This window comes from Mycobacterium paragordonae (genome assembly GCF_003614435.1).
GTDB lineage: Bacteria > Actinomycetota > Actinomycetes > Mycobacteriales > Mycobacteriaceae > Mycobacterium > Mycobacterium paragordonae.
Genome location: NZ_CP025546.1, coordinates 26,387 through 52,483, shown reverse-complemented (window position 1 = coordinate 52,483; position 26,097 = coordinate 26,387). Strand labels below are relative to the sequence as shown.

The window sequence follows — 26,097 nt, the reverse complement described above, 5'->3', positions numbered from 1 at the left end:
GGCTAACTCCCCGTCTCGCTGGCATCGGGAAGGGGCGCCAGTGCGCCGCCCGCGGATACCGCGTCGCGGGCAACCAGGGCCGCGTCGCGACTGATCGCTGGACCGGGCGCGAATGTGCGTACCAGGGGCCATGGTGCCTGCACGGCGAGGCGTGGATCCAGTCCGAGCGCTTGCAGGGTCCGCGGATCGGATTGGATCCCGTAGCGAACTCCTTGCGGTGAAACCCAATACAGGCTTTCTCGGCTGGCCGCGGTCAGCACGCCGCTGGTGGTGGCCACGAAGTTGGCCGCATCTGGCAGGACCAATGTCTGGTCGGCCTCGCTGGACTCCGGGCTGCGGTCATCGCGCACCAGATGCACCAGACGTGAGTCCATGCCACTCGGAACCGGCAGGCCCCGACCCGAGATGATGGCGACTCTGGCCTGGGGGTCGGAAGCTTGTTTCTCCCATCCCACACAGGTCACCGGATTAGCTTTGGTGTCAACGAATTCCAGTTTGCCGGACGGATAGTAGTCGACATTGAGCACGTCGACGACCGGGATGTGGATCAATCGGTCCGGCGCTATCAGCGTGGGTGCCGTCGAGCCTTGAGAGTCCCTGGTGCGCAGCAGATCCGCGACGAAGCTGCTGATCTTCTGCACGCCTCCGGTCAGCAGGACATAGAACCCGTTGACGGTTCCACCGGAGTCGCGGGATTGAAGGACGCTGCCCACCTTCAGCTCGGGCAGCCACCGCGACGCGGTTCCCGAATCCGGAATCGTCGGTGATACAAGCGGTTCCGTCGCCGGCATGGCGTCAAAGAGGGCGTTGGACAGTTCGACCGGATACGTCACGCCGGGATCCAGACCCAGATTGAAGGTCACCGAGCGGTCGGCCGGGTCGATGCGCGACCGTTGCCCTCCCCAGATCACGTAGGTCGTGCCGTTGTGCGTTGCCAGGAGTGCCTGCGTCGGGCTCATCGCAGCTGCCCTGTCCAGTGGAGTCAGCCGTCCCGCGATCGCAGTGACGAGGGGCGGTGTGGTGCTGCCCCGAGTCCCGTTGGGTGCGGTGTCACACACCGCCCACGCGGACACCGCGGCGGCCGCGACGGGCAGGCTGTCGGGCACGCCGGGGATACCGATCATCGGACCGGTCGGGAATTTGGCGATTTCGTTTGACGTAACCCAGGTAGGCGCGGTGGCATTGCCGACGACCAGCCGTGCGGAGGTGAGGTTGAGCGCCGGGTACAGGCGCCCGTTGACTTTGGCGTAGATGGCTCCGGTGTCGCGGTTCCCGATGACGGCCGAACCAGCGACCAAGCCGGCCGGCTTCATGATGTGCAGCAGGGCCATCCAGCCGACACCGATGAGCACCAGGACGAGCGAAAGGGCCACCGCCGCCTGCTGTTTACGGTCGTCGTGCTTCATCCGGACGGAGAACCGGGTAATCGCGGCGCGCAGCCGTCGGTTATAGAACAGATGCCCCGAATTCTGGTCTCGGTTGGACAGATTGAGCGGCACAGTCTTCTCCTTCCGGTGACCGGTACGGACCCGATTCCGTACCCGTCACCACTGCAGGCCTCCGCCGTACCGTGCCTGGTTCTCGGCTTCGGCCTCCTCTCGCAGCGCTGCGATCGCGAGGTTCAATCTGTCGGCCAGCTCGCCGGGTGCGTAGCCGGTCATCACGTCCGGGTGCAACGTCAACTCGAGCAGGCGGCCGTCCGAGTTCACCACCGCGTGCACGTCGCCGAGGTCCACGCTGTAGGTGACGGTCTCAGCCTGGGCGACCAGTGCTTCCCACTTGTCGGCTGCCTCGCTCAGTTCACGAAGAACCGCTTCGACGAGGTCTGCATCGCTTCCGGCGCTTCGGTCGCTGAGCTCGCTGGAAGGACCCGACCCCGACACCATGACAGTATGTCGATGCCTCCCACCAGCGTCAATTCAGATTCAGTCGGCACTTTCCGGTCCGGTTTCGCCCCGGCTCCCGGTTGGCGTGGCGTCCAGTTTCGCGAACCACGCGAAGTGGTAATTCGCTGACATCGGGTCCCCGGAAACGCGGCCGTCGATAGCGGCGAGCAACATGCAGTCGAGCAGGTGCGCCGGATCGACGTCGGGGTATTGCGCCAGGACCTGGTACCGGACGGTGTCCAGATGAACCCGCAGCAGATCGACTTCTTGCTCGACGATGTCGGCGCCGGAGGCGACCGCCTTGGCCATGGCGTTCACCAGGCGGGGTAGGCCCTCGCGCCCGTGCGTCGCCACCCTCAGCTCCCAGTCCAGGTCCTCGACTGCAGGTAGCTCCAGCGGCTGCGCCGAAGTTTGCGGGTCGGGAGCGTCACTCGACCACCTGCCGGGATCACCCGGCGTGTAGGTCAGCACGCGGGTGGTAGCACCCAGCAAATCGACCGCGCGACCGCTGCGCCGCTGGGGCTCCAATAGTCGCACTCCATCGGGTACGGCGATGCCCGGCGGAATCCAGCCGTGGGCGAGGTCGGTGACCAGCACAGTCGTGCCGTCTGGCCGCTCTCCGACGGCCCAGCTCAGGCGCGGCTCCTGCCGCGCCACAAATGCCAGTAGCCCCTGCAACCGGTCGTCGGCGGTTCCCGCCGAACTGTCCGCAACCTCAGCCGGTTGTTGCCCGTCCGTGCTTGGGGCTGGCGCCGGAGCGGGCGGCTCATCGCGGATCGCGGGAAGGACCTGCGTCTTGTCCATGTCTGCGCGCGGATCGGCGTCCTGCCGCTGCCGGCGCAGATGGCGCATTGTCGATTCGACGCGGCGCACCGCCAAGTCGCGGGCCTCGTCGATCACTCTCGCTTCGGCGTCGCGCCGGGCCGTGTACTCCATGCCCGCTCTGCCGATCGCTCGCAACTCATCGTTCGCGGCGCCGGCGATCCGCTGTAGATCAGCCTTGAGATACCCAGCGGCGGTTGCGGTTTCGGAGTTTCCGGCCGCCGATAACTCCGCTGGCCACAGGCCGCCGGTGACCCAGGGCGTGCAATCGAGCGGCGCGCTGAAGGTGGGTACCGACAACGATTCCTGGGTCGCTCTGCGCAGACGCTGCCGCGCGGTGATACGGCCGAAGATCCCCACCGGCCAAGAGTAGCGGTAGATATCGGCCCACCCGGCGGCTTTCGCGGATGGTGACCAGATGGTGAATTGTGTGGCGGACCCGGCGTGGGTAGCGTGTGCCCATGGCCGAATCCGCGCTGCAGCAGCAACTCGATGAGGTGCGCTCTCTGCTCGGCCGTGCGCGAGAGTTGTTCGGCGACAATCCGATCGAGCCACCGACCGAGATTGCGCCCGACCCGGAAACCGGCCGGACCTGGTTGCTCTAGACGGTCAGTGGCCGCGGCGACGCAGCCGGTGGTCGAGCAGCTTCTCGATCGCCGCATCGAGGTCGGCGTCCGTCGGCACCTCCGCCGATGGGGAATGTCCGGCCGCGACAATCTCGGCGCGCACTTCCAGCAGCGCCTTGAGGCACGAGACGTCAGCGGTCAGCAGGATGCCCTCGGCCAGAGTTTGGGCGTCCGTCTCCATGGCCGCCTCGCTGAGCGCGACACTGTGCAGGTATCCGCCACGACACGACCGCACCAGGATGTGACCGCTGGGATGCACGGTGTCGAAGGCGGGATTGGCGTCGGTCATGAATGTCCAGCGACTGTCATCCGTCGAGGATGCCGCCGAGTTTGCCGGCTGCCTCTTGTTCGTGCTGCTCCCATAGCGCCGCTGAGGTGTGCAGGTTCTGGGCGATGTCGGCGTGGTCGTCGGCTTGTTGTTCGTAGCACTCCCGCCTGAGTTCGAGCAGTTCCCGTCCGGCCTCCCGCAGCTCGCTGTAGATGGGGCCGAGGGAGTCCAGGCTCGCCTGGATGGCCGCGTGCGAGGCGGGCAGGGCACGCAACTGCTCGGAGGTCTGTTGGTGATGGGCGGCGGCTTCCCGCAAATGAGCCGGCACCACATGAATTCGGTCTGCCATCCGCTTTCTCCTCCTCTGCTGCTAGGCCGTGGCTGATGGCCGGGTCGGTGTGGGTGTGTCAGTAGGCGGTGCGGTCGTCTGGCCCGCCGGCACCGGCGGGTGCTCCCAGCCTAGGAAGCTCGGCCCGGTCACGGTCGAAATGTGTTGAATCTGGCCGTCGAGCAGCGCCTTGCTACGTCCGAGGGCAAGTGCGTGCCGATCGGTGAACATGCCGATATCGCCTGGCTCTACTCGGGACGGGTCGAGGGGAGCGCTGACTGCCGTGCCCGGCGGCGGGATGGTAATGCCCTGTTGCTGGAATGCGTCGGCGATCGGGGTGCCTGCCGCTGCGGCCTTGATCGCCGCGGCCAGTTGCGGGCTGGCGGCGGTCACCGTCTCGCCGGTGGGCAGCGTCACCGTCGTCGGACCTGTGAGCGGCGCCGCGGGCTGTTCGGCGGCCGGGTCGCGATGCTCGTCGTCTCGGTGGTCGGCTTCCTGGGCATCACGCTTCTTGTCCTCAGCTGACTCACGGTCAACGGGGTCGTCGTCGAACAACCCGTCGTCCAGCGATCTCGAGCCCCGGCCGGTGCCGCCGGTCGGCAGGTTCGGCAGCGCGAACCCACTCGGTGCTCCCAACGCCGGCATTGAGGCGCCCGCCGGCGATGTTCCACCGCCCGCACTGGGCGCAGTTGCCGGAGCGGACGTCGCCGCGGGCAACGGCCCCGAAGCGCCGGCCGGCACCGACCCGGGGTCATCGAGGAGGAACGAGTCGGGCAACGGTTCCGATGCGAGGGCCGGCATCGGCTGTCGGTCGGCGCCGCGCCCGGGCGATGGTGCCGCTTCGGACGCCGGACGCGGGGCGGGCGATGTCTCCGGTGCGTTCTTCGACGCGTTGTACAGCGACGTCCACGCGGCCATCAGGGCCGACTTCGACGTGTCGTCCAGGCTCGCGGTGGCGACCACCTCGCGGATATCTCTGAGCTTGCCGATCAGCAGACGCTGGAAGTCCCTTGCGCCAGAGGGGGTGTCGAGATCAGAGCGCGTTGCGACGGCCGTCTCGATCTCGTGCTGCAGTTTGGTGAGGGCGTCCCGGCCCTCGACCGTGGTCAGGTGCGCATTCAGGATCGCCGAAACCACCTGCAGGTCAAGCTGAGATGTCATGGAATTCTGATGGGCCAGAGCGGCTTCCGCATCCGCGATGGCTTTGGCGGCATCGCCGTCGGCGCGATCTGCCGGTGCCGGGGCGGGGGAGGCCGGCGGGGAGAAGAGGTCCGGGTGCTGCCGCCGTATCTTGGCCAGGATCTCGGCGAGCTGCGCCCCGGTCGTCGGGGGTGATACCGCGGCGATCCGTTCGTCGGGTGTCAGCCCGACCATCCATGCCAACGGATCGCCGGTGCGCTCCTGGATGAGTCGCATGGTGTCCACGAGGTCCTGATATGTCGTCACGACCCCTCCATGCCGCGGGACAGTACCCAGGCGCCGTCCCCTCGACAATTCACCCTGTGGACGGCCGGCTGTACTGCGACCGCAGCCCTTGCAGCACAGCGCTTTTGGCGCGGCTCACCTCGCGGGCATCGGTGATGACAGTGGTGATGTCGCGTTGCTTGGCCAGCAGGAAACGTTGAAATTCACGCGCGCCCAACGGCGAATCGAGCGCAAGGCGGTGCGCACGCTCGATCTCCGCCGCGATCGCATCGAGCCGGCGCAGGCTCTCCCGCAACGCCTCATGCGCACCGGCGAGGGTGTCGGCCAGCACCCGGTCCGCCTCGGAGGCAGCGCGGTGCCTGTTCGCCAGCTCGGCTTGGCGGGCGGTAATGGCACTGATCGAGGATCCCGCTTGGTCCGACATGACTTGAACGTGAACCTTCCTCTACCAGGGCCGCCGGATCGCCACGTTGGTGCCCATTCGGCTGATCCGGACGGAGGCACCCGAATAGGGCGCTTCGACCACCAGATTGTTGCCGATGGCCATTTGTACGTGCCCGGTGTGCGGGAAGACGAGGTCGCCCGGTTTCACCTGGTTGCGCGGCACCGGAACTCCGTCGTTGATCTGTTGGTAGGTGGTGCGGTCGAGGTGGACCCCGGCCTGCCCATAGGCCCACTGGACCAGGCCGGAGCAGTCGAACTGGTCGGGACCGGTCGCACCCCAGACATACGGGCGACCGATCCTCGACAGCGCGGCCCTGACCGCCGCGCCCGCACGACCGTGCGCCGAGGTCAGCCGGGGGCGATGGTGCGTGGCGTGATACCGCAGCGCACGCAATGCTTCGGCGTGGCGCCGCGCCCTGCCGTGCGCGGCAAGTACGTGGGCCCGTTGCGCTCGCAACCGCGCCACCCGCCGGCGCATCGCCTCGCGCTGACCAAGCGGGGTCGCCGGGGTGAGCGCGGCATCGGCGCGGGCTTCATCGACAACACCACCGGTGAGCCCCCGCGCAACGGCCCTGTCCCGCCGTGCGCCGGCGATGATCGTCGCTACTGCTGAATCCGTGTGGGCGGCTGAAGTCAGGACGACGCGGCTGCGGTTCACCGCACGCTGATATGGAGCATGGGGCGCAACGTATTTCGGCTCAGGATCCGGCACCGCTCCCATCGTCACGGCGGGAGCGGTTCCGGCGAACAGTCGGTGGGCGCGCTCCAGTGCCTCCAATTCCGGCTCAGTCACCGGCCGTCCCTTCGTCGACGGGCTCATGGGTTCCCCACACCGCATCGGTGAAGGCGCGCACCCGGGGGATTGCTCCGGACGGGATGACACCCCGGTTGCGGATGTCCCACACGTCTTCGCTGGTGACGCCGATCAGCGCCGCAATGACCGCGTCCGGAAGTGACGACCACGAGCACGCCCGGTCGAATCGGGCGCTCAGACTCGTCGGCAGCCGTTCCAATAGCCCGCTTCGGGTGGCCTCGAGCGCCTCTAAGTGCGACATGAGGCGTCCCGTCGAATCGGCGCCCGCGTTCACCGCAACCCGCCATGAACTGGCGGCCAGCATCTCCGCTTTCACGCACTGTGCGATCACGGTCAGAATATACGTCTCATATTCGTTTGATGTCTTCGCCGGCATCCGGTCGATGAGTGACCGCAGCGTTTCAAGCTGTGCCTCGGCGTACTCTTCGAGGACATCGGTATCGCTGTGACGCTCGACAATGACCGATCCAGCGCTGCCCGATCCAGTGCTCCGGGCGGCGGTGGGCGCCGGCGGTCGCGCCGAGAGCAGGCGAGCCAGTTCCGCCTCGGGATCCGCCGCGACCACGAGCCGCGAATACGTGCCCGGAGGCAGGCCGAGCCCTTCTTCAACCTTCTGAACAGTGCTTTTGTGGGGTTTGCGGGCGCCGCGTTCAAGGTAGCTCAACCCCATGATGCTCACATCGGTAGCCGCCGCGAGGTCGGCGAGTGACCAGTCCCGTGATTCGCGGAGCGCGCGAATGGCCGCGCCGGCCGACTCGCGGCTCACGGCGGGCTCCAACCCATACGCGGATATTACACAGCGAGCTTTCCCTACCTGTGTATATATGTTTTGTTATCCGTTTTGCTTGTTGCCCACCGTCTCATGTGTATACGATTCCGCCTACGTTTCACGTAGACAAGGAGGCCTTCCCATGGCAAACCCCTGCACCTCAAACCCGGAACTGTGGTTCGGCTACCCCGATGACGACGGTGGCGACGGTGCCGCCAAGGCGCGCATCTACGAGCGGTCGGCAATGGAGGCGAGGGTGCAGTGCCTGCGCCGGTGCCCCCTGGCGCAGCAACGCCTGTGCGCCGAGTGGGCGATCAAGCACGGCGAGGAATACGGCGTCTGGGCCGGCGTCAAGTTGCCCGGCGGGCAGTACCGCAAGCGCGAACAACTGGCGCACGCCCACGAGGTGCTGCGGCGAATCGCCGCAGGAAAGATCAACGCTCGTGAACTACCCGAGAACGCGGCCCTGCTGGCGCGCCTGGAAAACGACGCCGAGACCAACCGGCTTCCGTTGAACGCCGTGGTCCTGCATCTTCCTGCCGCACAGGTGGGTCCGCGTTCGGCGGCCTGAGCAGCGTTGCGGGGAACTCGCGCGATAGCGGACCGAAACCCGGGGTATACGGCGCTTGACAGTGGCCCCGTCCGGGCCGAGGCAACTGAACCAGAGGCGCTGCCATGACTTTCGACGTATCCCCTACCGCAGCACAACACGATCTGGCCCGGCGGACCCACGAGTTCGCCGAGCAGGTGATCCGGCCGGTCGCAATGGAATACGACCAGCGGCAGGAGTTTCCGTGGCCGGTGCTGGAGGAGGCGGCCCAACGTGGTTTCTACAGCCCGCTGTTCTATCGCGATCTGATCGGCGACCCGACCGGCGTCTCGCTACCGATGTTCATGGAAGAGCTGTTCTGGGGCTGCGCGGGAATCGGCCTGGCCATCGTGATGCCGGCCCTGGCACTCTCGGCGATCGGCCAGGCCGCCTCACCCGAGCAAATGCTGCAGTGGGCGCCGGAATGCTTCGGAACCCCAGGGGACCTCAAGCTGGCCGCACTGGCCATCTCAGAACCCGAGGGCGGCAGCGATGTCCGCAACCTCCGCACCGTCGCCCGCCGCGACGGCGACGACTGGATCATCGACGGACACAAGATGTGGATCGGCAACGGCGGTATCGCCAATGTCCACGTGGTGAACGCGGTGGTCGACGAGGAACTCGGCCACCGCGGCCAGGCGCTGTTCGTCGTACCGGGCGGGACCCCCGGGCTGGAGCTGGTTCGCAAGCTGGACAAGTTGGGCTGTCGGGCATCCCACACCGCCGAGCTGCGGTTCAACGGTGTCCGGGTGCCGGGCGGCAATCTGCTCGGCGGACAGGACAAGCTCGAACACAAGCTGGCCAAGGCCCGCGAAGTGGTGGCCGGGGCAAAGAAGTCGGGCTCCGCCACGCTGGGCACCTTCGAGCAGACCCGGCCCATGGTGGCGGCGCAGGCGATCGGAATCGCGCGCGCCGCACTGGAATACGCGACCGCTTACGCGACCGAGCGGGAAGCGTTCGGCGGACCGATCATCGACAACCAGGGGATCGCGTTTCCGTTGGCCGACTTGGCGACTCAGATCGACGCGGCCCGGCTGCTGACGTGGCGCGCCTCGTGGATGGCGGCCAACAACGTCCCCTTCGAGCGGGGCGAAGGCTCCATGTCCAAGCTGGCCGCCAGCGAAGTCGCGGTCAAAGCCACCGAGCGGGCGATTCAGACGATGGGCGGCTGGGGCTACATCACCGATCACCCGGTGGAGAAGTGGTATCGAGATGCCAAGTTGTACACCATCTTTGAGGGCACTAGTGAGATTCAGCGGATGGTGATCTCCAATGCTCTGGGTTCGTCCGTCGACGTCCCGCCCCTGCACGTGACCGTCGAACCGACCGGGGGTCCCCTCAACCGGATGTTCGGCAGGGGGACACCGCTGCGCTCTCGGGCGGCCGACCGGGCGCTGGCGCTCAAAGACCGCATTCCCGAGCCGGTGATGCGGGTCGCTATGAAGGCGCTGCAACCGCCGGGCCGGTAAGGCGGCGAGTAAGGTCGCGAGAGTGAGCAACCTGGAGACCGCGCCCGCTGAAGTTGCTTGCGGCGCTTCGCAGGTCGCATCATCCCGCCCGGTTGTGCAGGTGCTCCGGCCACGAGAGGTGCCCCTGGGCGGGCCACGGGCAATGCCGGTGCAGCGCACCCTGCCGCAGCGGCAACGCTCGCTGATCGGCGCCTGGTGCTTCGTCGACCACTACGGGCCCGTCACCGGAGATGCCGCGCGAATGGATGTTCCACCCCATCCGCACACCGGCCTGCAGACGGTGAGCTGGCTGTTCAGCGGGGAAGTGGAGCACCGCGACAGCGCCGGCGTACACGCCATGGTTCGGCCCGGTGAACTCAACCTGATGACCGCCGGTGCGGGCATCTGTCACTCCGAAGTCGCGGTGGGCGGTGGGGCGCTGCACGGCGCGCAGTTGTGGGTGGCGCTGCCGGATTCGGTGCGCGACACCGACCGCGACTTCGCGCACTACCGACCCGAACCGGTGTCGGTGCCGGGGGCCCGCGCCTCGGTCTTCCTGGGCGCGCTCGCCGGAAGTCATTCGCCGGTAACGACTTTCACCCCTCTGCTCGGTGCCCAGATTGACCTGGACCCGCGGGCCGACCTCGAACTCGCGATCGACCCGGCGTTTGAACACGGGGTGCTGTGCGACGACGGCGATGTCGCACTGGATGGCGTTCGCCTGGCTGTGGCGGACCTGGGATACCAGGGCACCGGACATTCGGTGCTGCGGCTGCGCAACGTGGGGGAGCGCCCTGCCCGGGTCCTGGTGCTGGGTGGGGCTCCGTTCTGCGAGGAGTTGGTCATGTGGTGGAACTTCGTCGGGCGCAGCCACGAGGAGATCGTCACCTACCGGCAACTCTGGCAGGACCCCCGTAACGATTCAGCCGACCGCTTCGGTGCCGTCCGGGGCTATCAGGGTTCGGTCACCCGGCTGCCCGCCCCGCCGATGCCCACCACCCGGCTGGTTCCCCGGCCACTTCCACATCAGCAGGAGCACACATGACAAAGGAGCACACATGACAACGGACAAGACCGGTGCAGAGGTCGACATCCGGGCCGAGGACCGGCGCTACACGATCGCCGTCGCCGGTCAGGACGTCGGCTTCGCCGATTTCGCGGACCGGGGCGATCAGCGGGTCTTCCACCACACCGAAATCGACCCCGCCTTCGGCGGACGCGGCTTGGCGACGCTGCTGCTCGAGGATGCGCTGAAGGCAACACGCGCGGACGGCAAGCGGATTGTGCCGGTCTGCTCCATGGTCGTCACGGTGCTCAAGAAGCATCCCGAGTACAACGACATCGCTGACCCGGTGACCGCCGAAGTCGTGGGATGGGTCAACACCCAGCCCAGCAACTGACGTTAGCGACCGTCTGACTCCCACGTGTTGGGGAGCATCGGAACGGTTGGGCCACTACCGAATTCGTCGGCGGGCAAGGTCATCAATCCGCTCGCGTCGGCATCGTCCTTCACCGCGGTGCCCCCGAAGCCCATCGCGCCGGCGCGGCTTCTCGAGGCCGTCACCGCCGGCTCGTCGGGCGGCACGGGATCGGGTTCCGGGTCGTAATCCAGAACCTCGTCGGCGTATTGGTGCTCCGGCATGGTGGCCGCGCGCCGACGTCGGGATCGGCGTTTGTCCCGGGCCGCCACCCCGGCAGCCGCCGCCGGGATCCCCTGTGCCGGCGCCTTCACGCTGGATCCCTCCCGAAAAGTCGGGGTGAACCCTTCGCCGGGGTCCATCCCGAGGACGGCATACGGCACCGCCGACGCGGCCGGGGCCGGTGTCGCCGATGCGGGCGCCGAGCCGGCTGACGAGGCTGCCGAGCCGGCTGGTGCGCCAGCGGGACTGGCGATGGTCGGCGCGAGGGTGGCCAGCGGCCAGTTCGACGAGTGACTCGGTGCGCTGACCACGGCCGCCGGCGTTTCCGCGCCTTCGACGGCGAAGGTCGGTAACTGCTGGAGGTACTCGTACCCGACTCCGATCACCACACCCAGGGTGATCGACAGCAGCGGGTCCAGCAGCAGTTGGGGGTAGGTGAGGCTCGCCGCGATCCACGTCACGACCTGGTAGATGACGGCGAACAGGAACGGTCCCCAGGTGGTCAGCGCCTGTGCCGGGTTGGTCATGAAGTCGGTGATCAGCTGGAAGGTGTTGCCCACCGGGTTCTGCAGAAAGTTGGTGATGGGCTCATATATCTGCTGCACGACCTGCACGTACTGCTGCAGCAACTGAGTGATGATGTCGGCCAGGTTGAGCTGATTTCCGGAATCCGCGGCGGGAGCCGCCGCAGCGAGCTGGGTGGGTTCGGCGGCTGCGTCGGCTTTGACCACCGTCGGCGCCGGCGAGGTGGGCGGGACGGCCGCCAGCGCCGCGGCCGACGCCGCTTCGTAACCAGCCATCGCGGCCGCGGCCTGCAGCCACATGCGGACGTAATCGGCTTCGTTCAAGGCGATCGGAATGGTGTTGATACCAAAGAAATTCGTCGTGACCAGCACACCGTGAACGACGTGGTTGGCGGCCAACTCGGGCAGTGTCGGCATCAACGCCAGCGCGGTCGTGTAGGCAGCGGCGGCCGCCTCGTGTTGGGCGGCGGCGGCCTGGCTGGCGGCCTGTGCCTGGGCCAGCCAGCCCAGGTATGGCGCGTGCGCGGCGATGTACTGGGCGGCACTCGGGCCTTGCCAGGAACTTTGGGCCGCGCCCAGCACGCTCAGCAGATCGGCCGTCGCGTCGGCGTACTCGGCACCCAACGCCTGCCAGGCGCCCGCGGCGGCCAACAGGACCCCCGGCCCCGGTCCGGCGGACAACAGCGCCGAGTGCACTTCGGGGGGTGAGGCGATCCAGATCGGCGTCGTCACGGCGCGCTCTCCGCCGGCCAACCCCTCGGCATCACACCCATCAGCAACTGGTCCTCCCCTTGCTGCGCAGTCGGGGTCACGCGCGGCGTGCCCGGATTCGGCATCTCGCTGCAGTCAGGGCTGTGACGCAGCGGGGCGGTTGACCTGACCTGGCGGGAGGGGACGCCGCTAGATTAGGTTCGCCTAACCAAACACTAGACGCCTTGGGTGGGGTCCAGCAACGGGCCTAGGGGTAGGGCGCTACTTGCCGTTGCGCTCGCGATGCTTGCACCCCGGCCAGCAGCAGGGTCGGCGCTTGCCCTCCTCGAGCTCCTCCTGGGTCCGCCGGATGCGCCGCTCGCGGGTCGCCGCCTGCCTGGCGTCCTCGACCCAGCAGATGAATTCGTTGCGGGCCAGGGGAGTGATGTCTTTCCACAGCTCCAGGGCCGTCGAGTTGGCGATCAGCGCCTGACGAAGGTCTGTCGGCATCTCGTGCACGACGCCACCCGGTATTTGCTTGCTGCTCACGTGGTCAGGCTAGCGGCCCTACTCGTCGTCGTCGATCGACCGGGGCCGGGACTCGTCGCGTTCACCGCTGGCCGGACGGCGCGGCGCCTGGTGGCCGTAAACGCCCTCCGGATAAGCGGTTTCGGCGTGCTCGGCGAGATCGATGCCGCTCTTCTCGTCGGCGGCGCTGAGACGGAATCCCATGAACCGATCGATCAGCTTGCCCAGCACGAAGCTCACGGCGAAGGCGTAGAGGGCGACCACCACCATGGCCAGGGACTGCTTGCCGAGCTGGCCCAATCCGCCGCCGTAGAACAGGCCCTTGGCGCCGCCGGTCATCACCGCGGTGGCGAGCAGCCCGATCAGGAAGACCCCGACCACACCGCCGACGAAGTGCACGCCCACCACGTCGAGGGAGTCGTCGTAGTTCAGCTTGAATTTGACCAGGATCGCGTACGAGCACACGATTCCGGCGACCAGACCCACCACCGCGGCGCCGAGCGTGTTCACCGTGCCGCACGAGGGCGTGATCGCCACCAGGCCGGCCACCACCCCCGAGGCGGCACCGAACGTGGTGGGCTTCCCGTCGCGGAACTGCTCGACCGTGAGCCAGCCCAGCATGCCGAGGCAACCGGCCACCAGGGTGTTGAGGAAGATCGCGGACGCCAACCCGTTGGCGGCCAGCGCCGAGCCGGCGTTGAACCCGAACCAGCCGAACCACAGCAGTCCCACGCCGAGCAGGACGAAGGGCAGGTTGTGCGGGCGCATGGCCTCGACCTTGAAACCGATGCGCGGCCCGAGTACCAGTGCCAACGCCAAAGCCGAAGAGCCCGAGACGATCTCGACGACCAGTCCGCCCGCGTAGTCCAGCACCCCCAGCTTGGCCAGCCAGCCACTGGGCGACCACACCCAGTGGGCGATGACCGCATACACCGCCACGGACCACAGCAGCACGAACACCATCCAGGCCCCGAACTTGGCGCGGTCGGCGATGGCGCCGCTGACCAGCGCGGCGGTAATGATGGCGAAGCTCAGCTGAAAGGTGGCATACAGCAGCTCCGGGACCTGTCCGTGCAGGGTCTCCGGCCCGATGCCGCTCATGCCGGCATGGGACAGGCCGCCCAAGAAGCCACCGGCGCCGCCGTCGGAGAATGCCAGGCTGTAGCCGACGAGCAGCCACGCCACCGTGACCACCGGGATGGAGATGAAGCTCATCATGATCATGTTGAGGACGCCGGTGGTCCGCATCATGCCGCCGTAGAAGATCGCCAGGCCGGGGGTCATGAGCAGGACGAGCGCGGTGCTGGCGAGCAACCACGCGGTGGCCGCGGGATCGATGTTCACGCTGCGACTCCTTCGATAGCTGTCGAACAGAATGTAGACGGCGGCCGAACGTGGCCGCACGGCGTCGTGGGGCGCCGCGAGCGTGCGCGGAATGTCAGCGGTATCGGCGCGTCGACGTACGGCTGTGCACGCTCGCGTTGCCGACCCCGGACAACAAAAAACCCCGGCCGATGGCCGGGGAAATCTGTGGGCGAAGGGGGACTTGAACCCCCACGTCCCGAAGGACACTGGCACCTGAAGCCAGCGCGTCTGCCATTCCGCCACTCGCCCGAAACAACCGGAGGACCATATCACTGTAGTGGCCGTGCGCCCCAACCGTGCGCTCGGGGGCCACCGCCGCGCTCCCGGCCAAAGGTCTCCGAACAGTATCGATGTGATTCACAGGATTCTGACGGTGCCGCCGCGTCGCGCTATCCCGATACGATTGTCAGTTAACAAGTCAGGTGGCCGAGTTCCTTCGCCTTCGGCCGGTGACTCCCGTGCACAGTAGTGAGGCGAGCGCAAAAATGGGTAGCCAACGAGGGCTGGTTCAGCGCATCGAGCGCAAACTTGAGTCGACGGTTGGTGATGCGTTTGCCCGGGTGTTCGGCGGATCGATCGTGCCGCAAGAGGTGGAAGCCCTGTTGCGCCGCGAGGCTGCCGACGGCGTGCGGTCCCTGCAGGGAAATCGCCTTTTGGCACCCAACGAATACATCATTACCCTCAGTGTGCACGACTTCGAGAAGTTGGGCGGCGACCCGGAACTCACGTCGAGCGCTTTTGCTCGGTACTTGGCGGACTATATCCAGGAACAGGGGTGGCAAACGTATGGTGAAGTGGTCGTCCGGTTCGAGCAGGCCTCGAACCTGCACACCGGCCAGTTCCGCGCCCGCGGGACTGTCAACCCCGACGTCGAGCCCCGCCCGACGGCTACCGATTCCGCCCAGCCACAATCAAATCATGCGTTTGGCGCAGAACCAGGAGTACGACCGATGACTGACAATCCAGGCTACCGCGGCGGTCAGGGGCAGGGGCGGCCCGACGAGTACTACGACGACCGCTACCAGCGGCCGCACGAGGGTGGCCAGCCCCCGTACCCGCCGGAGCAGGGCGGGTACCCGCCTCAGCAGGGCTACCCGCCACCTCAACAGGGCGGCTACGGCCAGGGTGGCTACCAGGATCAGGGTGGCGGTTACGGTCAGGGCCAGGGCGGTTACGGCCAGCCGCAGGGTGGTCCTCCGGGGCAGCCCCAGGGCGGCTACGGCGACCAGGGTGGCTACGACCAGCAGCGCGGCTATGGCGACCAGGGCGGCTACGACCAGCAGCGCGGGTACGGCGACCAGCGCGGGTACGGCGACCAGGGCCAGAGCAACTACGCACCCACCTACGAGGCACCTCCGCCCGCGCCGCCTCAGGGTCCGCCTGCCGGCGGTTACGGGGGCCAGGGCGGCTACGGTCAGGACCAGGGCTACCAGCAGGGCGGTGGTTACGGTCAGCCCCAGGGCGGCCAGCAGGGCTACGGCGGCGGCTACGGTGACTACGGCCGCGAGCCCGCCCGCCAGGACGAGGGATACGGCGCGCCCAGCGCACCGCCGGCGCCCCCCGAACCGCAGCGGCCGTCCTACGAGCAGGGTGGCGGTTACGGCCAGGACCAGGGCTACCAGCAGGGCGGCGGCTACGGTCGCCAGGACTACGGCAGCGGGGACTACACCCAGTACGCCGAGGCGTCGGCCCCCGGCGGGTACGCCCCGCAGGGCGGGTATGCGGAGCCGCAGGGCTATGGAGAGCAGCAGGGCTACGGCGACTACGGCCAGCAGTCGGCTCCTGATTACGGTCAGCCGCCGACGCAGGATTACGGCCAGGCGGGTGGCTACGGCGGTTACGGTCAGGGCGGCTACGGGTCGGCCGGGGCTCAGGTCACCCTGCAGCTCGACGACGGCAGCGGCCGGACCTACCAGCTGCGCGACGGCTCCAACATCGTCGGGCGCGGCCAGGACGCCCAGTTCCGGCTGCCGGACACCGGAGTGTCACGCCGGCACCTGGAGATCCGCTGGGACGGCCAGGTCGCGTTGCTGTCGGACCTGAACTCGACCAACGGCACCACCGTGAACAACGCCCCGGTACAGGAGTGGCAGCTGGCTGACGGCGACGTGATCCGCCTGGGTCATTCCGAGATCATCGTCCGCATTCACTGAACCCACTGGCTCGAAGCTGCCGCGCATCTCCCCGCATCGGTCACCGTCGAAGTATCGTGACTTTGCTGAGGTGCACGGCATCGGTGCGCGGGGTGGGCAGTGCCGGGACGGAAAGGACCGCCGGATGCAGGGGTTGGTACTGCAACTGACGCGTGCCGGGTTTTTGATGCTGTTGTGGCTGTTCATCTGGTCGGTGTTGCGGATCCTGCGCACCGACATCTACGCGCCCACCGGCGCGGTGATGGTTCGTCGTGGTTTGACGCTGCGCGGCAACCTGCTGTCCCCGCGCCAGCGCCGCGACACGGCGCGGTACCTGGTTGTGACTGAAGGGGCTCTGCAGGGCGCCCGGATCACGCTGAGCGGCCAACCGGTGCTCATCGGGCGCGCGGACGACTCAACCTTGGTATTGACTGACGATTACGCCTCAACTCGGCACGCCAGGCTGTCTCAGCGCGGCTCCGAATGGTATGTGGAAGATCTAGGATCGACCAACGGCACTTACCTCGACAGGGCCAAAGTGACAACTGCTGTGCGAGTTCCCATAGGTACGCCGGTTCGGATCGGCAAGACGGCAATAGAGTTGCGCCCGTGACCCGCGCTTACGACGATGGTGCCGGCATGGGCGGCACCATGGGGGTACCGCCCGCTAGCGGGGGAGAGTTGCGCCCGTGACCCTGGTCCTGCGATATGCCGCCCGCAGCGATCGCGGCCTGGTACGCGCCAACAACGAAGACTCCGTCTACGCCGGCGCACGCCTGTTGGCGCTGGCCGACGGCATGGGTGGCCACGCAGCCGGGGAAGTCGCCTCTCAGCTGGTGATCGCCGCCTTGGCGCACCTCGACGACGACGAGCCGGGCGGGGACCTGCTGGCCAAGCTCGACAACGCGGTGCGGTCCGGGAATGCCGCGATCGCCGCGCAGGTCGAGATGGAGCCCGATCTGGAGGGCATGGGCACCACGCTCACCGCCATCCTGTTCGCGGGCAACCGTCTGGGGCTGGTCCATATCGGCGACTCGCGCGGCTACCTGTTCCGTGACGGCGAGCTCACCCAGATCACCAAGGACGACACCTTCGTCCAGACGCTGGTCGACGAGGGCCGCATCACCGCCGAGGAGGCGCACAGCCATCCGCAGCGCTCGCTGATCATGCGGGCGTTGACCGGGCACGAGGTCGAGCCGACGTTGACGATGCGCGAGGCGCGTGCCGGTGACCGGTACCTGCTGTGCTCCGACGGCCTGTCCGATCCGGTCAGCAATGACACGATCGCCGAAGCCCTGCAGATTCCTGATGTCGCTGAAAGCGCATACCGCCTGATCGAACTCGCGCTGCGCGGTGGCGGCCCGGACAACGTCACCGTCGTCGTGGCCGACGTAGTCGACGACGAGTTCGGCCAGACCCAGCCGATCCTGGCCGGGGCAGTGTCCGGCGACGACGGCGACGACCAGCTCACTCTGCCGAACACAGCGGCCGGCCGCGCCTCGGCGATCGGACCGCGCAAGGGCGAAGTCACCAAACGAGTTGCGCCGCAGGTCGAACCGCCGCCCAAGCGACGCTGGTCGCGACGCCGGATCGGGCTGGTAGTCGGGTTACTGACCCTGGTGCTGATCGCCGGTCTGCTGATCAGCCGCGCCGTCATCCGGAACAACTACTACGTCGCCGACTACAACGGCACCGTGGCCATCATGCGCGGTATCCAGGGCTCGCTGCTGGGTCTGTCACTACATGAGGTCTATTCGCTGGGCTGCCTGAACTCCAACGACGAGATCTCCGACATCGGGCCCGGCGAGCCCCCCGAGCGCCACAACTGCCGGCTGATGAAAGTCGACTACCTCAACGGAGCGGCCCGGGCGTCGGTTCAAGCCGGGCAACTGCCGTCGGACACCCTCGACGGCGCCCGCAAGCAGCTGCAACAGCTGGCCAAGTCGTTGCGTCCGAAGTGTCAGCAGGGCGCCACGTCCGCGCCCGAGCCGTCGGCTCCGTCGACCAACAGCAGTGGCACCCCCGAATCGAGTTTCGCACCGTCCGCGCCGGCCTCCGCCACTCAGTCGGCCACCCCCTCCACGGCACCGAGTTCCGCTCCGACCACCACCACGCCATCGACCCGCCCCAGCACCACCCCGGCAGCGCCTGCGACGCCGTCGTCGACCACGCCCAGCAGCACGGCGCCGACGACGAGCGGAAACCCGCCACAGCAGGCCGATTGCCGACCCGCGGCATGACCACAACGGAACTGCCGGCACCGGTCGCGGTGACACCTCCGCTGCCGACTCGGCGCAACGCCGAGTTGCTGCTGTTGTGTTTTGCCGCGGTCATCACCATCGCCGCGCTGTTCATCGTCGAAGCCAACCAGGAGCGGGGTCTGCACTGGGACCTCACCACCTACGGGCTGGGTTTCCTCACCCTGTTCGGTATCGCCCATCTGGCGATCCGGCGCTTCGCGCCCTACACCGATCCGCTGCTGCTGCCGGTGGTGGCGTTGCTCAACGGGCTGGGCCTGGTGATGATCCACCGTCTGGATCTAGTGGACAAGCAGGGTGGGCCACACCGCCATCCCAGCGCCTACCAGCAGATGCTGTGGACCCTGGTCGGTGTCACCGCCTTCGCACTGGTGGTGACGTTCCTCAAGGACCACCGCCAGCTCGCGCGCTACGGCTACATCTGCGGCCTGGCCGGTCTGATCTTCCTGGTGATTCCCGCGCTGCTGCCGGCGTCCTTGTCCGAGCAGAACGGCGCCAAGATCTGGATTCGGTTGCCGGGCTTCTCGATTCAACCCGCCGAGTTCTCCAAGATTCTGCTGTTGATCTTCTTCTCCGCGGTGCTGGTGGCCAAGCGCAACCTGTTCACCAGCGCGGGCAAGCACATGCTGGGCCTGACCCTGCCGCGGCCGCGCGACCTGGCTCCGCTGCTGGCCGCCTGGGTGATCTCGGTGGGCGTGATGGTCTTCGAGAAGGACCTGGGCACCTCGCTGCTGCTGTACGCATCCTTTCTGGTGGTGGTCTACCTGGCCACGCAGCGGTTCAGTTGGGTGATGCTGGGCCTGGTGTTGTTCGCCGGCGGCAGCCTGGTGGCATACCACCTGTTCGCGCACGTGCGGGTCCGTGTGCAGACGTGGCTGGACCCGTTCGCCGACCCCGACGGCACCGGCTATCAAATGGTGCAGGCTCTGTTCAGCTTCGCCACCGGCGGGATCTTCGGCACCGGACTGGGCAACGGCCAGCCCGATACCGTCCCCGCCGCCTCGACCGACTTCATCATCGCCGCCTTCGGCGAAGAGCTGGGCCTGGTCGGCCTGGCCAGCATCCTGATGCTCTACACGATCATCATCATCCGCGGCATGCGCACGGCGATCGCCACCCGTGACAGCTTCGGCAAGTTGCTGGCGGCCGGCTTGGCCTCGACGCTGGCGATCCAGCTCTTCATCGTCGTCGGCGGCGTCACCAAGCTGATCCCGCTGACCGGGCTGACCACGCCGTGGATGTCCTACGGCGGATCGTCGCTGCTGGCCAATTACGTGCTACTCGGCATCCTGGCCCGGATCTCCGATGGCGCCCGCCGGCCTCTGCGCACCCGCCCGCGCAAGAAGTCCCCGATCGCGGCGGCCAGTACCGAGGTGATCGAGCGCGTATGAACACCTCGCTGCGCCGAATCTCGATGACCGTGATGGCGTTGATCGTATTGCTGCTGCTCAACGCCACGATGACGCAGGTTTTCACGGCCGACGGGCTGCGCGCCGACCCGCGCAATCAGCGTGTGCTGCTCGACGAGTATTCGCGCCAGCGGGGACAGATCATCGCCGGGGGCCAACTGCTGGCGTACTCGGTGGCCACCGACAGCCGCTTCCGTTTTCTGCGGGTGTATCCCAATCCCGCGGCCTACGCGCCGGTCACCGGGTTCTACTCCCTGCGCTACTCCAGCGCGGGCCTGGAACGCGCCGAGGATTCGCTGCTCAACGGGTCCGACGAGCGGCTCTTCGGCCGACGCCTGGCGGACTTCTTCACCGGACGCGACCCGCGCGGCGGCAATATCGACACGACGATCCGGCCGCGGATTCAGCAGGCCGGTTGGGACGCGATGCAGCAGGGCTGCGGAGGGTCGCCCTGCAAGGGCGCCGTCGTCGCACTGGAGCCGTCCACCGGCAGGATCCTGGCGATGGTGTCGTCGCCGTCGTATGACCCCAATCTGCTGGCGTCGCACAACCCCGACATCCAGGCCCAGACCTGGCAGAGTCTGCGCGACAACCCCGACAACCCGCTGATCAACCGCGCGATCTCCGAGACCTACCCGCCGGGCTCGACGTTCAAGGTGATCACCACCGCTGCGGCGTTGCAGGCCGGGGCCACCGAGACCCAACAGCTGACGGCGGCGGCCAGAATCCCGCTGCCCAACAGCACCGCGACGTTGGAGAACTACGGCGGCACCCCGTGCGGCCCCGGCGACACGGTGCCGCTGAGCGAGGCGTTCGCCAAGTCCTGTAACACCGCGTTCGTGCAGCTCGGTCTGCTCACCGGAACCGATGCGCTGCGCAGCATGGCGCACGCGTTCGGGCTGGACAATGCGCCCGACCCGATTCCGCTGCAGGTCGCTGAATCCACCGTGGGGGCCATTCCGGACGCCGCCGCCCTGGGCATGACCAGCATCGGACAGAAGGACGTCGCGCTGACCCCGCTGGAGAATGCGGAGGTGGCCGCGACCATCGCCAACGGTGGCGTCATGATGCAGCCGTACCTGGTAGAAAGCCTCAAGGGGCCGGATCTGGCCAACATCAGCACCACGGCCCCTTACCAGCAGCGCCGCGCGGTGTCGCCGCAGGTCGCCGCTAAGCTAACAGAGCTGATGGTCGGCGCCGAGAAAGTCGCACAGCAGAAAGGGGCTATCCCCGGCGTGCAGATCGCATCCAAGACGGGTACCGCCGAGCATGGCACCGACCCGCGGCATACTCCACCGCACGCGTGGTACATCGCCTTCGCACCTGCGCAGGCCCCGAAGATTGCCGTGGCGGTGCTCGTGGAGAACGGCGGCGATCGCCTGTCCGCGACCGGGGGAGCGCTTGCCGCGCCCATCGGGAGGGCAGTGATCGAGGCTGCTTTGCAAGGGGGACCATGAGTCGCCATAGGCGAGTGAGGATCGCAGCGCGGAACGCGCGAGGACCGGAGCGAGGCGAAACATGAGTCCCCGCGTTGGGGTGACGCTGTCCGGCCGGTACCGGCTGCAGCGGCTGATCGCCACCGGTGGCATGGGCCAGGTGTGGGAGGCGGTGGACAGCCGCCTGGGCCGGCGCGTCGCGGTTAAGGTGCTCAAGCAGGAGTTCTCGCAGGACCCGGAGTTCATCGAACGTTTCCGGGCTGAGGCACGCACGACCGCGATGCTCAACCATCCCGGCATCGCCCAGGTCCATGACTACGGCGAAAGCGCGATGGACGGCGAAGGCCGCACGGCCTATCTGGTGATGGAGCTCGTCAACGGCGAGCCGCTGAACTCGGTGCTCAAGCGCACGGGCCGGCTGTCGCTGCGGCACGCGCTGGACATGCTCGAGCAGACCGGCCGCGCGCTGCAGATCGCACACGCCGCCGGCCTGGTGCACCGCGACGTCAAGCCGGGCAACATCTTGATCACACCCACCGGACAGGTGAAGATCACCGACTTCGGTATCGCCAAAGCCGTCGACGCGGCCCCAGTGACCCAGACCGGCATGGTGATGGGCACCGCGCAGTACATCGCGCCCGAACAGGCTCTGGGTCATGACGCGACTCCCGCCAGCGACGTCTACGCGTTGGGAGTCGTTGGGTACGAAGTGGTTTCGGGCAAGCGGCCGTTCACCGGTGACGGCGCGCTGACGGTGGCGATGAAGCACATCAAGGAGCCGCCGCCGCCGCTGCCCGCCGACTTGCCGCCCAATGTCCGGGAACTGATCGAGATCACGCTGGTCAAGAATCCCAGCCAGCGCTACCGCAGCGGGGGGCCGTTCGCCGACGCGGTTGCCGCGGTTCGGGCCGGACGTCGCCCGCCCCGACCCAGCCAGTCGCCTCCGCCGGGGCGGGCCGCCCCCGCGGCCATTCCGTCGGCCACTCCCGCCCGGATCGCGCCCGCTCCCGCCACCCGGACCACGGCCCCGCGCCGGGCCGCCGGCGGGCACCGCCCCCCAGCGCGGCGCACGTTCTCGTCGGGCCAGCGAGCCCTGCTCTGGGCCGCTGGTGTGCTTGGCGCGCTGGCGATCATCATCGCGGTGCTGATCGTCATCAACTCCAAGGCGGACAACCAGCCGTCTCCGCCGCCGACAGTCACCAATACCGGCAGCGCGCAGATCGAGCCAGCACCGAACTCCGGTTTCAACTGGACGAACAGTCCATTAACCGGTAATTCTGTACTGCACGCGTCGCTGGCCCGATATGAGACACCTCGATGACCACCCCTCGGCATCTGTCCGACCGCTACGAACTGGGCGACATCCTCGGCTTCGGAGGCATGTCCGAAGTTCACCTCGCCCGTGACTTGCGGTTACACCGCGACGTCGCGGTCAAGGTGCTGCGCGCTGACCTGGCCCGCGACCCCAGCTTCTATCTGCGGTTCCGGCGGGAGGCGCAGAACGCCGCGGCGCTGAACCACCCCGCGATCGTCGCGGTGTACGACACCGGCGAGGCGGAAACGGCCGCGGGCCCGTTGCCGTACATCGTCATGGAGTACGTCGACGGCGTCACGCTGCGCGACATCGTGCACACCGACGGGCCGATGACACCCAAGCGGGCGATCGAGGTGATCGCCGACGCCTGCCAGGCATTGAACTTCAGCCACCAGAACGGCATCATCCACCGCGACGTGAAGCCCGCCAACATCATGATCAGCTCCACCAACGCGGTGAAGGTGATGGACTTCGGCATCGCCCGGGCGATCGCCGACGGCGGCAACAGCGTCACCCAGACCGCCGCGGTGATCGGCACCGCGCAGTATCTCTCGCCCGAGCAGGCCCGCGGCGATTCCGTCGACGCCCGCTCCGACGTCTACTCGCTGGGCTGTGTGCTCTACGAAATGCTCACCGGGGAACCACCTTTCACCGGTGACTCGCCGGTGTCCGTCGCGTACCAGCATGTGCGGGAAGACCCCATCCCGCCCTCGGAGCGTCACGAAGGAATCTCCGCCGACCTCGACGCGGTCGTGCTCAAAGCGCTGGCCAAGAACCCGGAGAACCGGTACCAGACCGCGGCGGAGATGCGGGCGGACCTGGTGAGGGTGCACAACGGCGAAGCGCCGGAGGCGCCGAAGGTACTCACCGGCGCGGAGCGCAAGGCATTCATGTCGTCCTCGGGCGGGGGCCACGGCGGTCCGCGCACCGACCCGCTGCCCCGGCAGAACTTCGACGACTCCGACCGGGACCGCGGCGCCGGTTCGGTGGGGCGGTGGGTCGCCGTCGTCGCCGTGTTGGCGGTGTTGACGATCGTCGTGACCATCGCGATCAACACGTTCGGCGGCAACACCCGCAGCGTCCAGGTTCCCGATGTGCGGGGCCAGACGTCCGCCGACGCGATCGTCGCGCTCCAGAACAAGGGCTTCAAGACCCGTACCCAGCAGAAGCCGGACTCCCAGATCCCGCCCGATCACGTCATCAGCACCGATCCGGTCGCGAATGCCTCGGTGGGAGCCGGCGACGAGATCACGGTCAATGTCTCCACCGGGCCGGAGCAGCGCGAAGTGCCGGACGTGTCCTCGTTGACCTACTCCGAGGCGGTCAAGAAGCTCACCGCGGCCGGGTTCAACAAGTTCAAGCAGTCCAACTCACCGTCGACCCCGGAATTACTGGGCAAGGTCGTCGCGACCAACCCGCCGGCCAACCAGACCTCGGCCATCACCAACGTCATCACGATCATCGTGGGCTCGGGTCCGGAGACCAAGCAGATCCCCGACGTCACCGGACAGACCGTCGACGTCGCGCAGAAGAACCTGAGCGTCTACGGCTTCACCAAGGTCACCCAGACTCAGGTGGACAGCCCGCGCCCGGCCGGCGAAGTGATCGGTACCAACCCGGCCAAAGGCGAGACGCAGCCGATTGACACCGTCATCGAACTGCAGGTCTCCAAGGGTAATCAGTTCATCATGCCCGACGTGTCGGGCATGTTCTGGACCGACGCCGAGCCGCGGCTACGGGCGCTGGGCTGGACCGGAGTGCTGGACAAGGGACCCGACGTCGACGCCGGTGGCAACCTGCACAACAAGGTGGTCTCGCAGAGCCCGTCAGCCGGCACCGGTGTGAACCGGGACGGCGTGATCACGCTGAAGTTCGGTCAGTAGCTCCCGCATCGGTGGGGAAGTGCGGCCGGATCGCGGTCAGCACCTCATTCTCCAGCCGCCGCACCAGGGTGTCGTCACGTGCCCAGCCGCAGTAGCTGAGCCAGTTGGCCAGCATCCGGTGCCCGCCCTCGGTCAGGATGGACTCGGGATGGAACTGAACGCCGTGGATCGGCAAGGACGTGTGCCGCACCGCCATGATCACCCCGCTCTGGGTGTGGGCGATGGCCTCCAGTTCGGCGGGCAGCGACTCGGGCAGGATGGTCAGGGAGTGGTACCGGGTGGCCGTGAACGGGTCCGGAAGTCCTTGCAGCACACCGACATTGGCGTGGAAAACGCTGCTGGTCTTGCCGTGCAGCAACTCCGGGGCGCGGTCGACGGTGGCACCGAACGCCACGCCGATCGCCTGGTGTCCCAGGCAGACGCCGAGCAGCGGCGTGTTTGCGGCGGCACACGCGCGCACCAGCGCGATCGATGCGCCCGCTCGCTCCGGGGTGCCGGGGCCGGGGCTGAGCAATACGCCGTCGAATTCGCCGGCTACGGCTTCGGGGCGGTCGGGTCCGGCGAGTCGGGCGTCGTCGTTGCGCCACACCGTCGCCTCGACGCCCAGCTGGCCGAGGTACTGCACCAGGTTGAACACGAAGCTGTCGTAGTTGTCGACGACCAGGATCCGCACCGTGACAGGTTACCGCCCGCTGTGGGTGGCCGCGCTCAGTAGCCGATCGGACCGATCGGTTGCGCGAAGTGCAGCCGCACCGGCTCGGCATGCCCGACGACGGCGACATCGGACTTCACGTCCTCCCGGTAGCCCAGCCCGAAACGGACCACGTACTGCTTGTACAGCGTCACCAGGGGAGCGGCGGCCAGGGCTGCCTGCATGGCCGTCGCGTCGCCGATCGCTGTGATCGAGTAGGGCGGGCTGTAGGTGCGGCCGTTGAGCAGCAGTGTGTTGCCGACGCACCGGACGACCGAGGTGGCGATTATGCGCTGGTCCTGCATTTGGATCGCCTCCGCGCCGGCGCTCCACAACGCGTTGAGCACCGCGTCGATGTCCTGCTGGTGCACGACCAGATCATCAGGTGTGGCGTCGCGGGGGAACCGGCCGTTGGCGTCGCGCTGGGCATCGTTGAGGACCACCACCAGGCCCGGGCCATGGACCGGGTTCATGTCCGCGTCACCGGCCAGTTCCGCGGCCCGCTTCAGCATCGCCTTCAGCGCGACGTCCGAGGACCGGCCGTGCGCCGCGTCGATCTTTCTGGTCAGCGCCTCCCGCTCGGAATCGAGATGACCGACCGAGGAGCGGGTTTCCCGGACCAGGTCGACGAGGCGTGGCGCATCACTGCGGCGGATCTCCGCGCCGCCCGAGACGCCGTGTGTGGCAGCCAGCAGCAGTCCGGCCAGCAGACATACCACGGGCACACCGAAGCGCCACGGCGAGCGGCGCCGATCGGTCATGGTGTCTCCTGTGGGCTAGTCTCGTATCCGAGCTCTACCTGCATGC

At 67.6% G+C, this 26,097-nt stretch carries 26 protein-coding genes and 1 tRNA gene; 12 read left to right on the top strand and 15 right to left on the bottom strand.

Features of this window, described 5'->3' with window-relative positions:
- Nucleotides 1-2 precede the first annotated feature (2 nt).
- Genes eccB through C0J29_RS00270 form a run of 3 tightly spaced genes read right to left on the bottom strand, consistent with a single transcriptional unit; the run spans nucleotide 3 to nucleotide 3,068 of the window.
- On the bottom strand, nucleotides 3-1,499 hold the full coding sequence (gene eccB, locus C0J29_RS00280) for a type VII secretion protein EccB (RefSeq protein ID WP_120791167.1): 1,497 nt from the start codon (nucleotides 1,497-1,499) through the stop codon (nucleotides 3-5).
- 45 nt (nucleotides 1,500-1,544) lie between these two features.
- Nucleotides 1,545-1,886, bottom strand: a complete 342-nt coding sequence (locus tag C0J29_RS00275; protein WP_065047707.1) for a DUF2710 family protein — start codon at nucleotides 1,884-1,886, stop codon at nucleotides 1,545-1,547.
- Between the two features lie 39 nt (nucleotides 1,887-1,925).
- Nucleotides 1,926-3,068 (bottom strand): DUF5631 domain-containing protein, encoded by a 1,143-nt coding sequence (locus C0J29_RS00270; RefSeq protein WP_120791166.1) that lies wholly within the window; start codon nucleotides 3,066-3,068, stop codon nucleotides 1,926-1,928.
- A gap of 101 nt (nucleotides 3,069-3,169) precedes the next feature.
- Here C0J29_RS00270 and C0J29_RS32615 point away from each other — a divergent pair, with 101 nt between their 5' ends.
- Nucleotides 3,170-3,313, top strand: coding sequence for a hypothetical protein (locus C0J29_RS32615; RefSeq protein ID WP_162951361.1), 144 nt, complete (start codon nucleotides 3,170-3,172; stop codon nucleotides 3,311-3,313).
- A 4-nt stretch (nucleotides 3,314-3,317) separates the two neighbouring features.
- Here the strand turns inward: C0J29_RS32615 and C0J29_RS00265 are convergent, their stop codons facing one another.
- From C0J29_RS00265 to C0J29_RS00240, 6 genes are read right to left on the bottom strand one after another with little or no spacing between them, the layout of a single operon-like run.
- The gene (locus C0J29_RS00265; protein ID WP_120791165.1) at nucleotides 3,318-3,623 is read right to left on the bottom strand and encodes a DUF2694 family protein; all 306 of its coding nucleotides are present in this window, start codon (nucleotides 3,621-3,623) and stop codon (nucleotides 3,318-3,320) included.
- Nucleotides 3,624-3,639: 16 nt separating this feature from the next.
- Nucleotides 3,640-3,951 (bottom strand): ESX-1 secretion-associated protein, encoded by a 312-nt coding sequence (locus C0J29_RS00260; RefSeq protein ID WP_065047702.1) that lies wholly within the window; start codon nucleotides 3,949-3,951, stop codon nucleotides 3,640-3,642.
- 21 nt (nucleotides 3,952-3,972) lie between these two features.
- Entirely contained in the window at nucleotides 3,973-5,376 is a 1,404-nt protein-coding gene (locus C0J29_RS00255) for a DUF4226 domain-containing protein (RefSeq protein WP_174814878.1), read from the bottom strand.
- Between the two features lie 49 nt (nucleotides 5,377-5,425).
- Nucleotides 5,426-5,779, bottom strand: coding sequence for a DUF4226 domain-containing protein (locus C0J29_RS00250; RefSeq protein ID WP_120791164.1), 354 nt, complete (start codon nucleotides 5,777-5,779; stop codon nucleotides 5,426-5,428).
- A 21-nt stretch (nucleotides 5,780-5,800) separates the two neighbouring features.
- Nucleotides 5,801-6,592 (bottom strand): C40 family peptidase, encoded by a 792-nt coding sequence (locus C0J29_RS00245; RefSeq protein ID WP_120791163.1) that lies wholly within the window; start codon nucleotides 6,590-6,592, stop codon nucleotides 5,801-5,803.
- The gene (locus C0J29_RS00240; protein ID WP_120791162.1) at nucleotides 6,585-7,379 is read right to left on the bottom strand and encodes a helix-turn-helix domain-containing protein; all 795 of its coding nucleotides are present in this window, start codon (nucleotides 7,377-7,379) and stop codon (nucleotides 6,585-6,587) included. Before C0J29_RS00240 ends, C0J29_RS00245 begins: the two co-directional genes overlap by 8 nt.
- 145 nt (nucleotides 7,380-7,524) lie before the next feature.
- Here C0J29_RS00240 and C0J29_RS00235 point away from each other — a divergent pair, with 145 nt between their 5' ends.
- The 4 genes from C0J29_RS00235 (at nucleotide 7,525) to C0J29_RS00220 (ending at nucleotide 10,819) form a co-directional block, all read left to right on the top strand.
- Complete coding sequence (locus tag C0J29_RS00235) at nucleotides 7,525-7,953, top strand: WhiB family transcriptional regulator (RefSeq protein WP_120791161.1); 429 nt, start codon at nucleotides 7,525-7,527, stop codon at nucleotides 7,951-7,953.
- A 104-nt stretch (nucleotides 7,954-8,057) separates the two neighbouring features.
- On the top strand, nucleotides 8,058-9,440 hold the full coding sequence (locus C0J29_RS00230) for an acyl-CoA dehydrogenase family protein (protein WP_065047690.1): 1,383 nt from the start codon (nucleotides 8,058-8,060) through the stop codon (nucleotides 9,438-9,440).
- 22 nt (nucleotides 9,441-9,462) lie between these two features.
- A complete protein-coding gene (locus tag C0J29_RS00225) occupies nucleotides 9,463-10,464 on the top strand; it encodes a pirin family protein (RefSeq protein WP_120791160.1) in 1,002 nt (333 codons plus the stop codon).
- Between the two features lie 13 nt (nucleotides 10,465-10,477).
- Nucleotides 10,478-10,819, top strand: coding sequence for a GNAT family N-acetyltransferase (locus C0J29_RS00220; RefSeq protein WP_065047686.1), 342 nt, complete (start codon nucleotides 10,478-10,480; stop codon nucleotides 10,817-10,819).
- A gap of 2 nt (nucleotides 10,820-10,821) precedes the next feature.
- Here the strand turns inward: C0J29_RS00220 and C0J29_RS00215 are convergent, their stop codons facing one another.
- From C0J29_RS00215 to C0J29_RS00200, 4 genes are all read right to left on the bottom strand, one after another.
- Complete coding sequence (locus tag C0J29_RS00215) at nucleotides 10,822-12,315, bottom strand: PPE family protein (RefSeq protein ID WP_120794443.1); 1,494 nt, start codon at nucleotides 12,313-12,315, stop codon at nucleotides 10,822-10,824.
- Between the two features lie 240 nt (nucleotides 12,316-12,555).
- The gene (locus tag C0J29_RS00210; RefSeq protein ID WP_371872511.1) at nucleotides 12,556-12,783 is read right to left on the bottom strand and encodes a YdeI/OmpD-associated family protein; all 228 of its coding nucleotides are present in this window, start codon (nucleotides 12,781-12,783) and stop codon (nucleotides 12,556-12,558) included.
- A gap of 57 nt (nucleotides 12,784-12,840) precedes the next feature.
- Entirely contained in the window at nucleotides 12,841-14,145 is a 1,305-nt protein-coding gene (locus tag C0J29_RS00205) for an ammonium transporter (protein WP_120791158.1), read from the bottom strand.
- Between the two features lie 187 nt (nucleotides 14,146-14,332).
- Nucleotides 14,333-14,415, bottom strand: a tRNA-Leu gene (locus tag C0J29_RS00200).
- A 236-nt stretch (nucleotides 14,416-14,651) separates the two neighbouring features.
- Between C0J29_RS00200 and C0J29_RS00195 the strand changes: the two genes are divergently transcribed.
- From C0J29_RS00195 to pknB, 7 genes are all read left to right on the top strand, one after another.
- Nucleotides 14,652-16,319, top strand: a complete 1,668-nt coding sequence (locus C0J29_RS00195; protein ID WP_120791157.1) for a DUF3662 and FHA domain-containing protein — start codon at nucleotides 14,652-14,654, stop codon at nucleotides 16,317-16,319.
- A gap of 124 nt (nucleotides 16,320-16,443) precedes the next feature.
- Complete coding sequence (locus C0J29_RS00190; protein ID WP_065047758.1) at nucleotides 16,444-16,911, top strand: FHA domain-containing protein FhaB/FipA; 468 nt, start codon at nucleotides 16,444-16,446, stop codon at nucleotides 16,909-16,911.
- Nucleotides 16,912-16,987: 76 nt separating this feature from the next.
- Complete coding sequence (locus tag C0J29_RS00185; RefSeq protein ID WP_065047673.1) at nucleotides 16,988-18,538, top strand: PP2C family protein-serine/threonine phosphatase; 1,551 nt, start codon at nucleotides 16,988-16,990, stop codon at nucleotides 18,536-18,538.
- Nucleotides 18,535-19,947, top strand: a complete 1,413-nt coding sequence (locus C0J29_RS00180) for an FtsW/RodA/SpoVE family cell cycle protein (protein ID WP_120791156.1) — start codon at nucleotides 18,535-18,537, stop codon at nucleotides 19,945-19,947. The genes C0J29_RS00185 and C0J29_RS00180 overlap by 4 nt, the downstream gene beginning before the upstream one ends.
- Nucleotides 19,944-21,422, top strand: a complete 1,479-nt coding sequence (gene pbpA, locus C0J29_RS00175; RefSeq protein ID WP_120791155.1) for a D,D-transpeptidase PbpA — start codon at nucleotides 19,944-19,946, stop codon at nucleotides 21,420-21,422. Before C0J29_RS00180 ends, pbpA begins: the two co-directional genes overlap by 4 nt.
- Before the next feature lie 61 nt (nucleotides 21,423-21,483).
- Nucleotides 21,484-22,722, top strand: coding sequence for a serine/threonine-protein kinase (locus C0J29_RS00170; RefSeq protein WP_370530890.1), 1,239 nt, complete (start codon nucleotides 21,484-21,486; stop codon nucleotides 22,720-22,722).
- Entirely contained in the window at nucleotides 22,719-24,599 is a 1,881-nt protein-coding gene (gene pknB, locus C0J29_RS00165) for a Stk1 family PASTA domain-containing Ser/Thr kinase (RefSeq protein WP_065047667.1), read from the top strand. Before C0J29_RS00170 ends, pknB begins: the two co-directional genes overlap by 4 nt.
- Here pknB and C0J29_RS00160 read toward each other — a convergent pair.
- Both C0J29_RS00160 and C0J29_RS00155 read right to left on the bottom strand, forming a co-directional pair.
- Nucleotides 24,577-25,272 carry an aminodeoxychorismate/anthranilate synthase component II gene (locus tag C0J29_RS00160; RefSeq protein WP_065162696.1) on the bottom strand — a complete coding sequence of 232 codons (696 nt, stop codon included), beginning with the start codon at nucleotides 25,270-25,272 and terminating at the stop codon, nucleotides 24,577-24,579. The genes pknB and C0J29_RS00160 overlap by 23 nt on opposite strands.
- A gap of 35 nt (nucleotides 25,273-25,307) precedes the next feature.
- Entirely contained in the window at nucleotides 25,308-26,051 is a 744-nt protein-coding gene (locus C0J29_RS00155) for a DUF881 domain-containing protein (RefSeq protein ID WP_065047663.1), read from the bottom strand.
- Nucleotides 26,052-26,097: the final 46 nt, after the last annotated feature.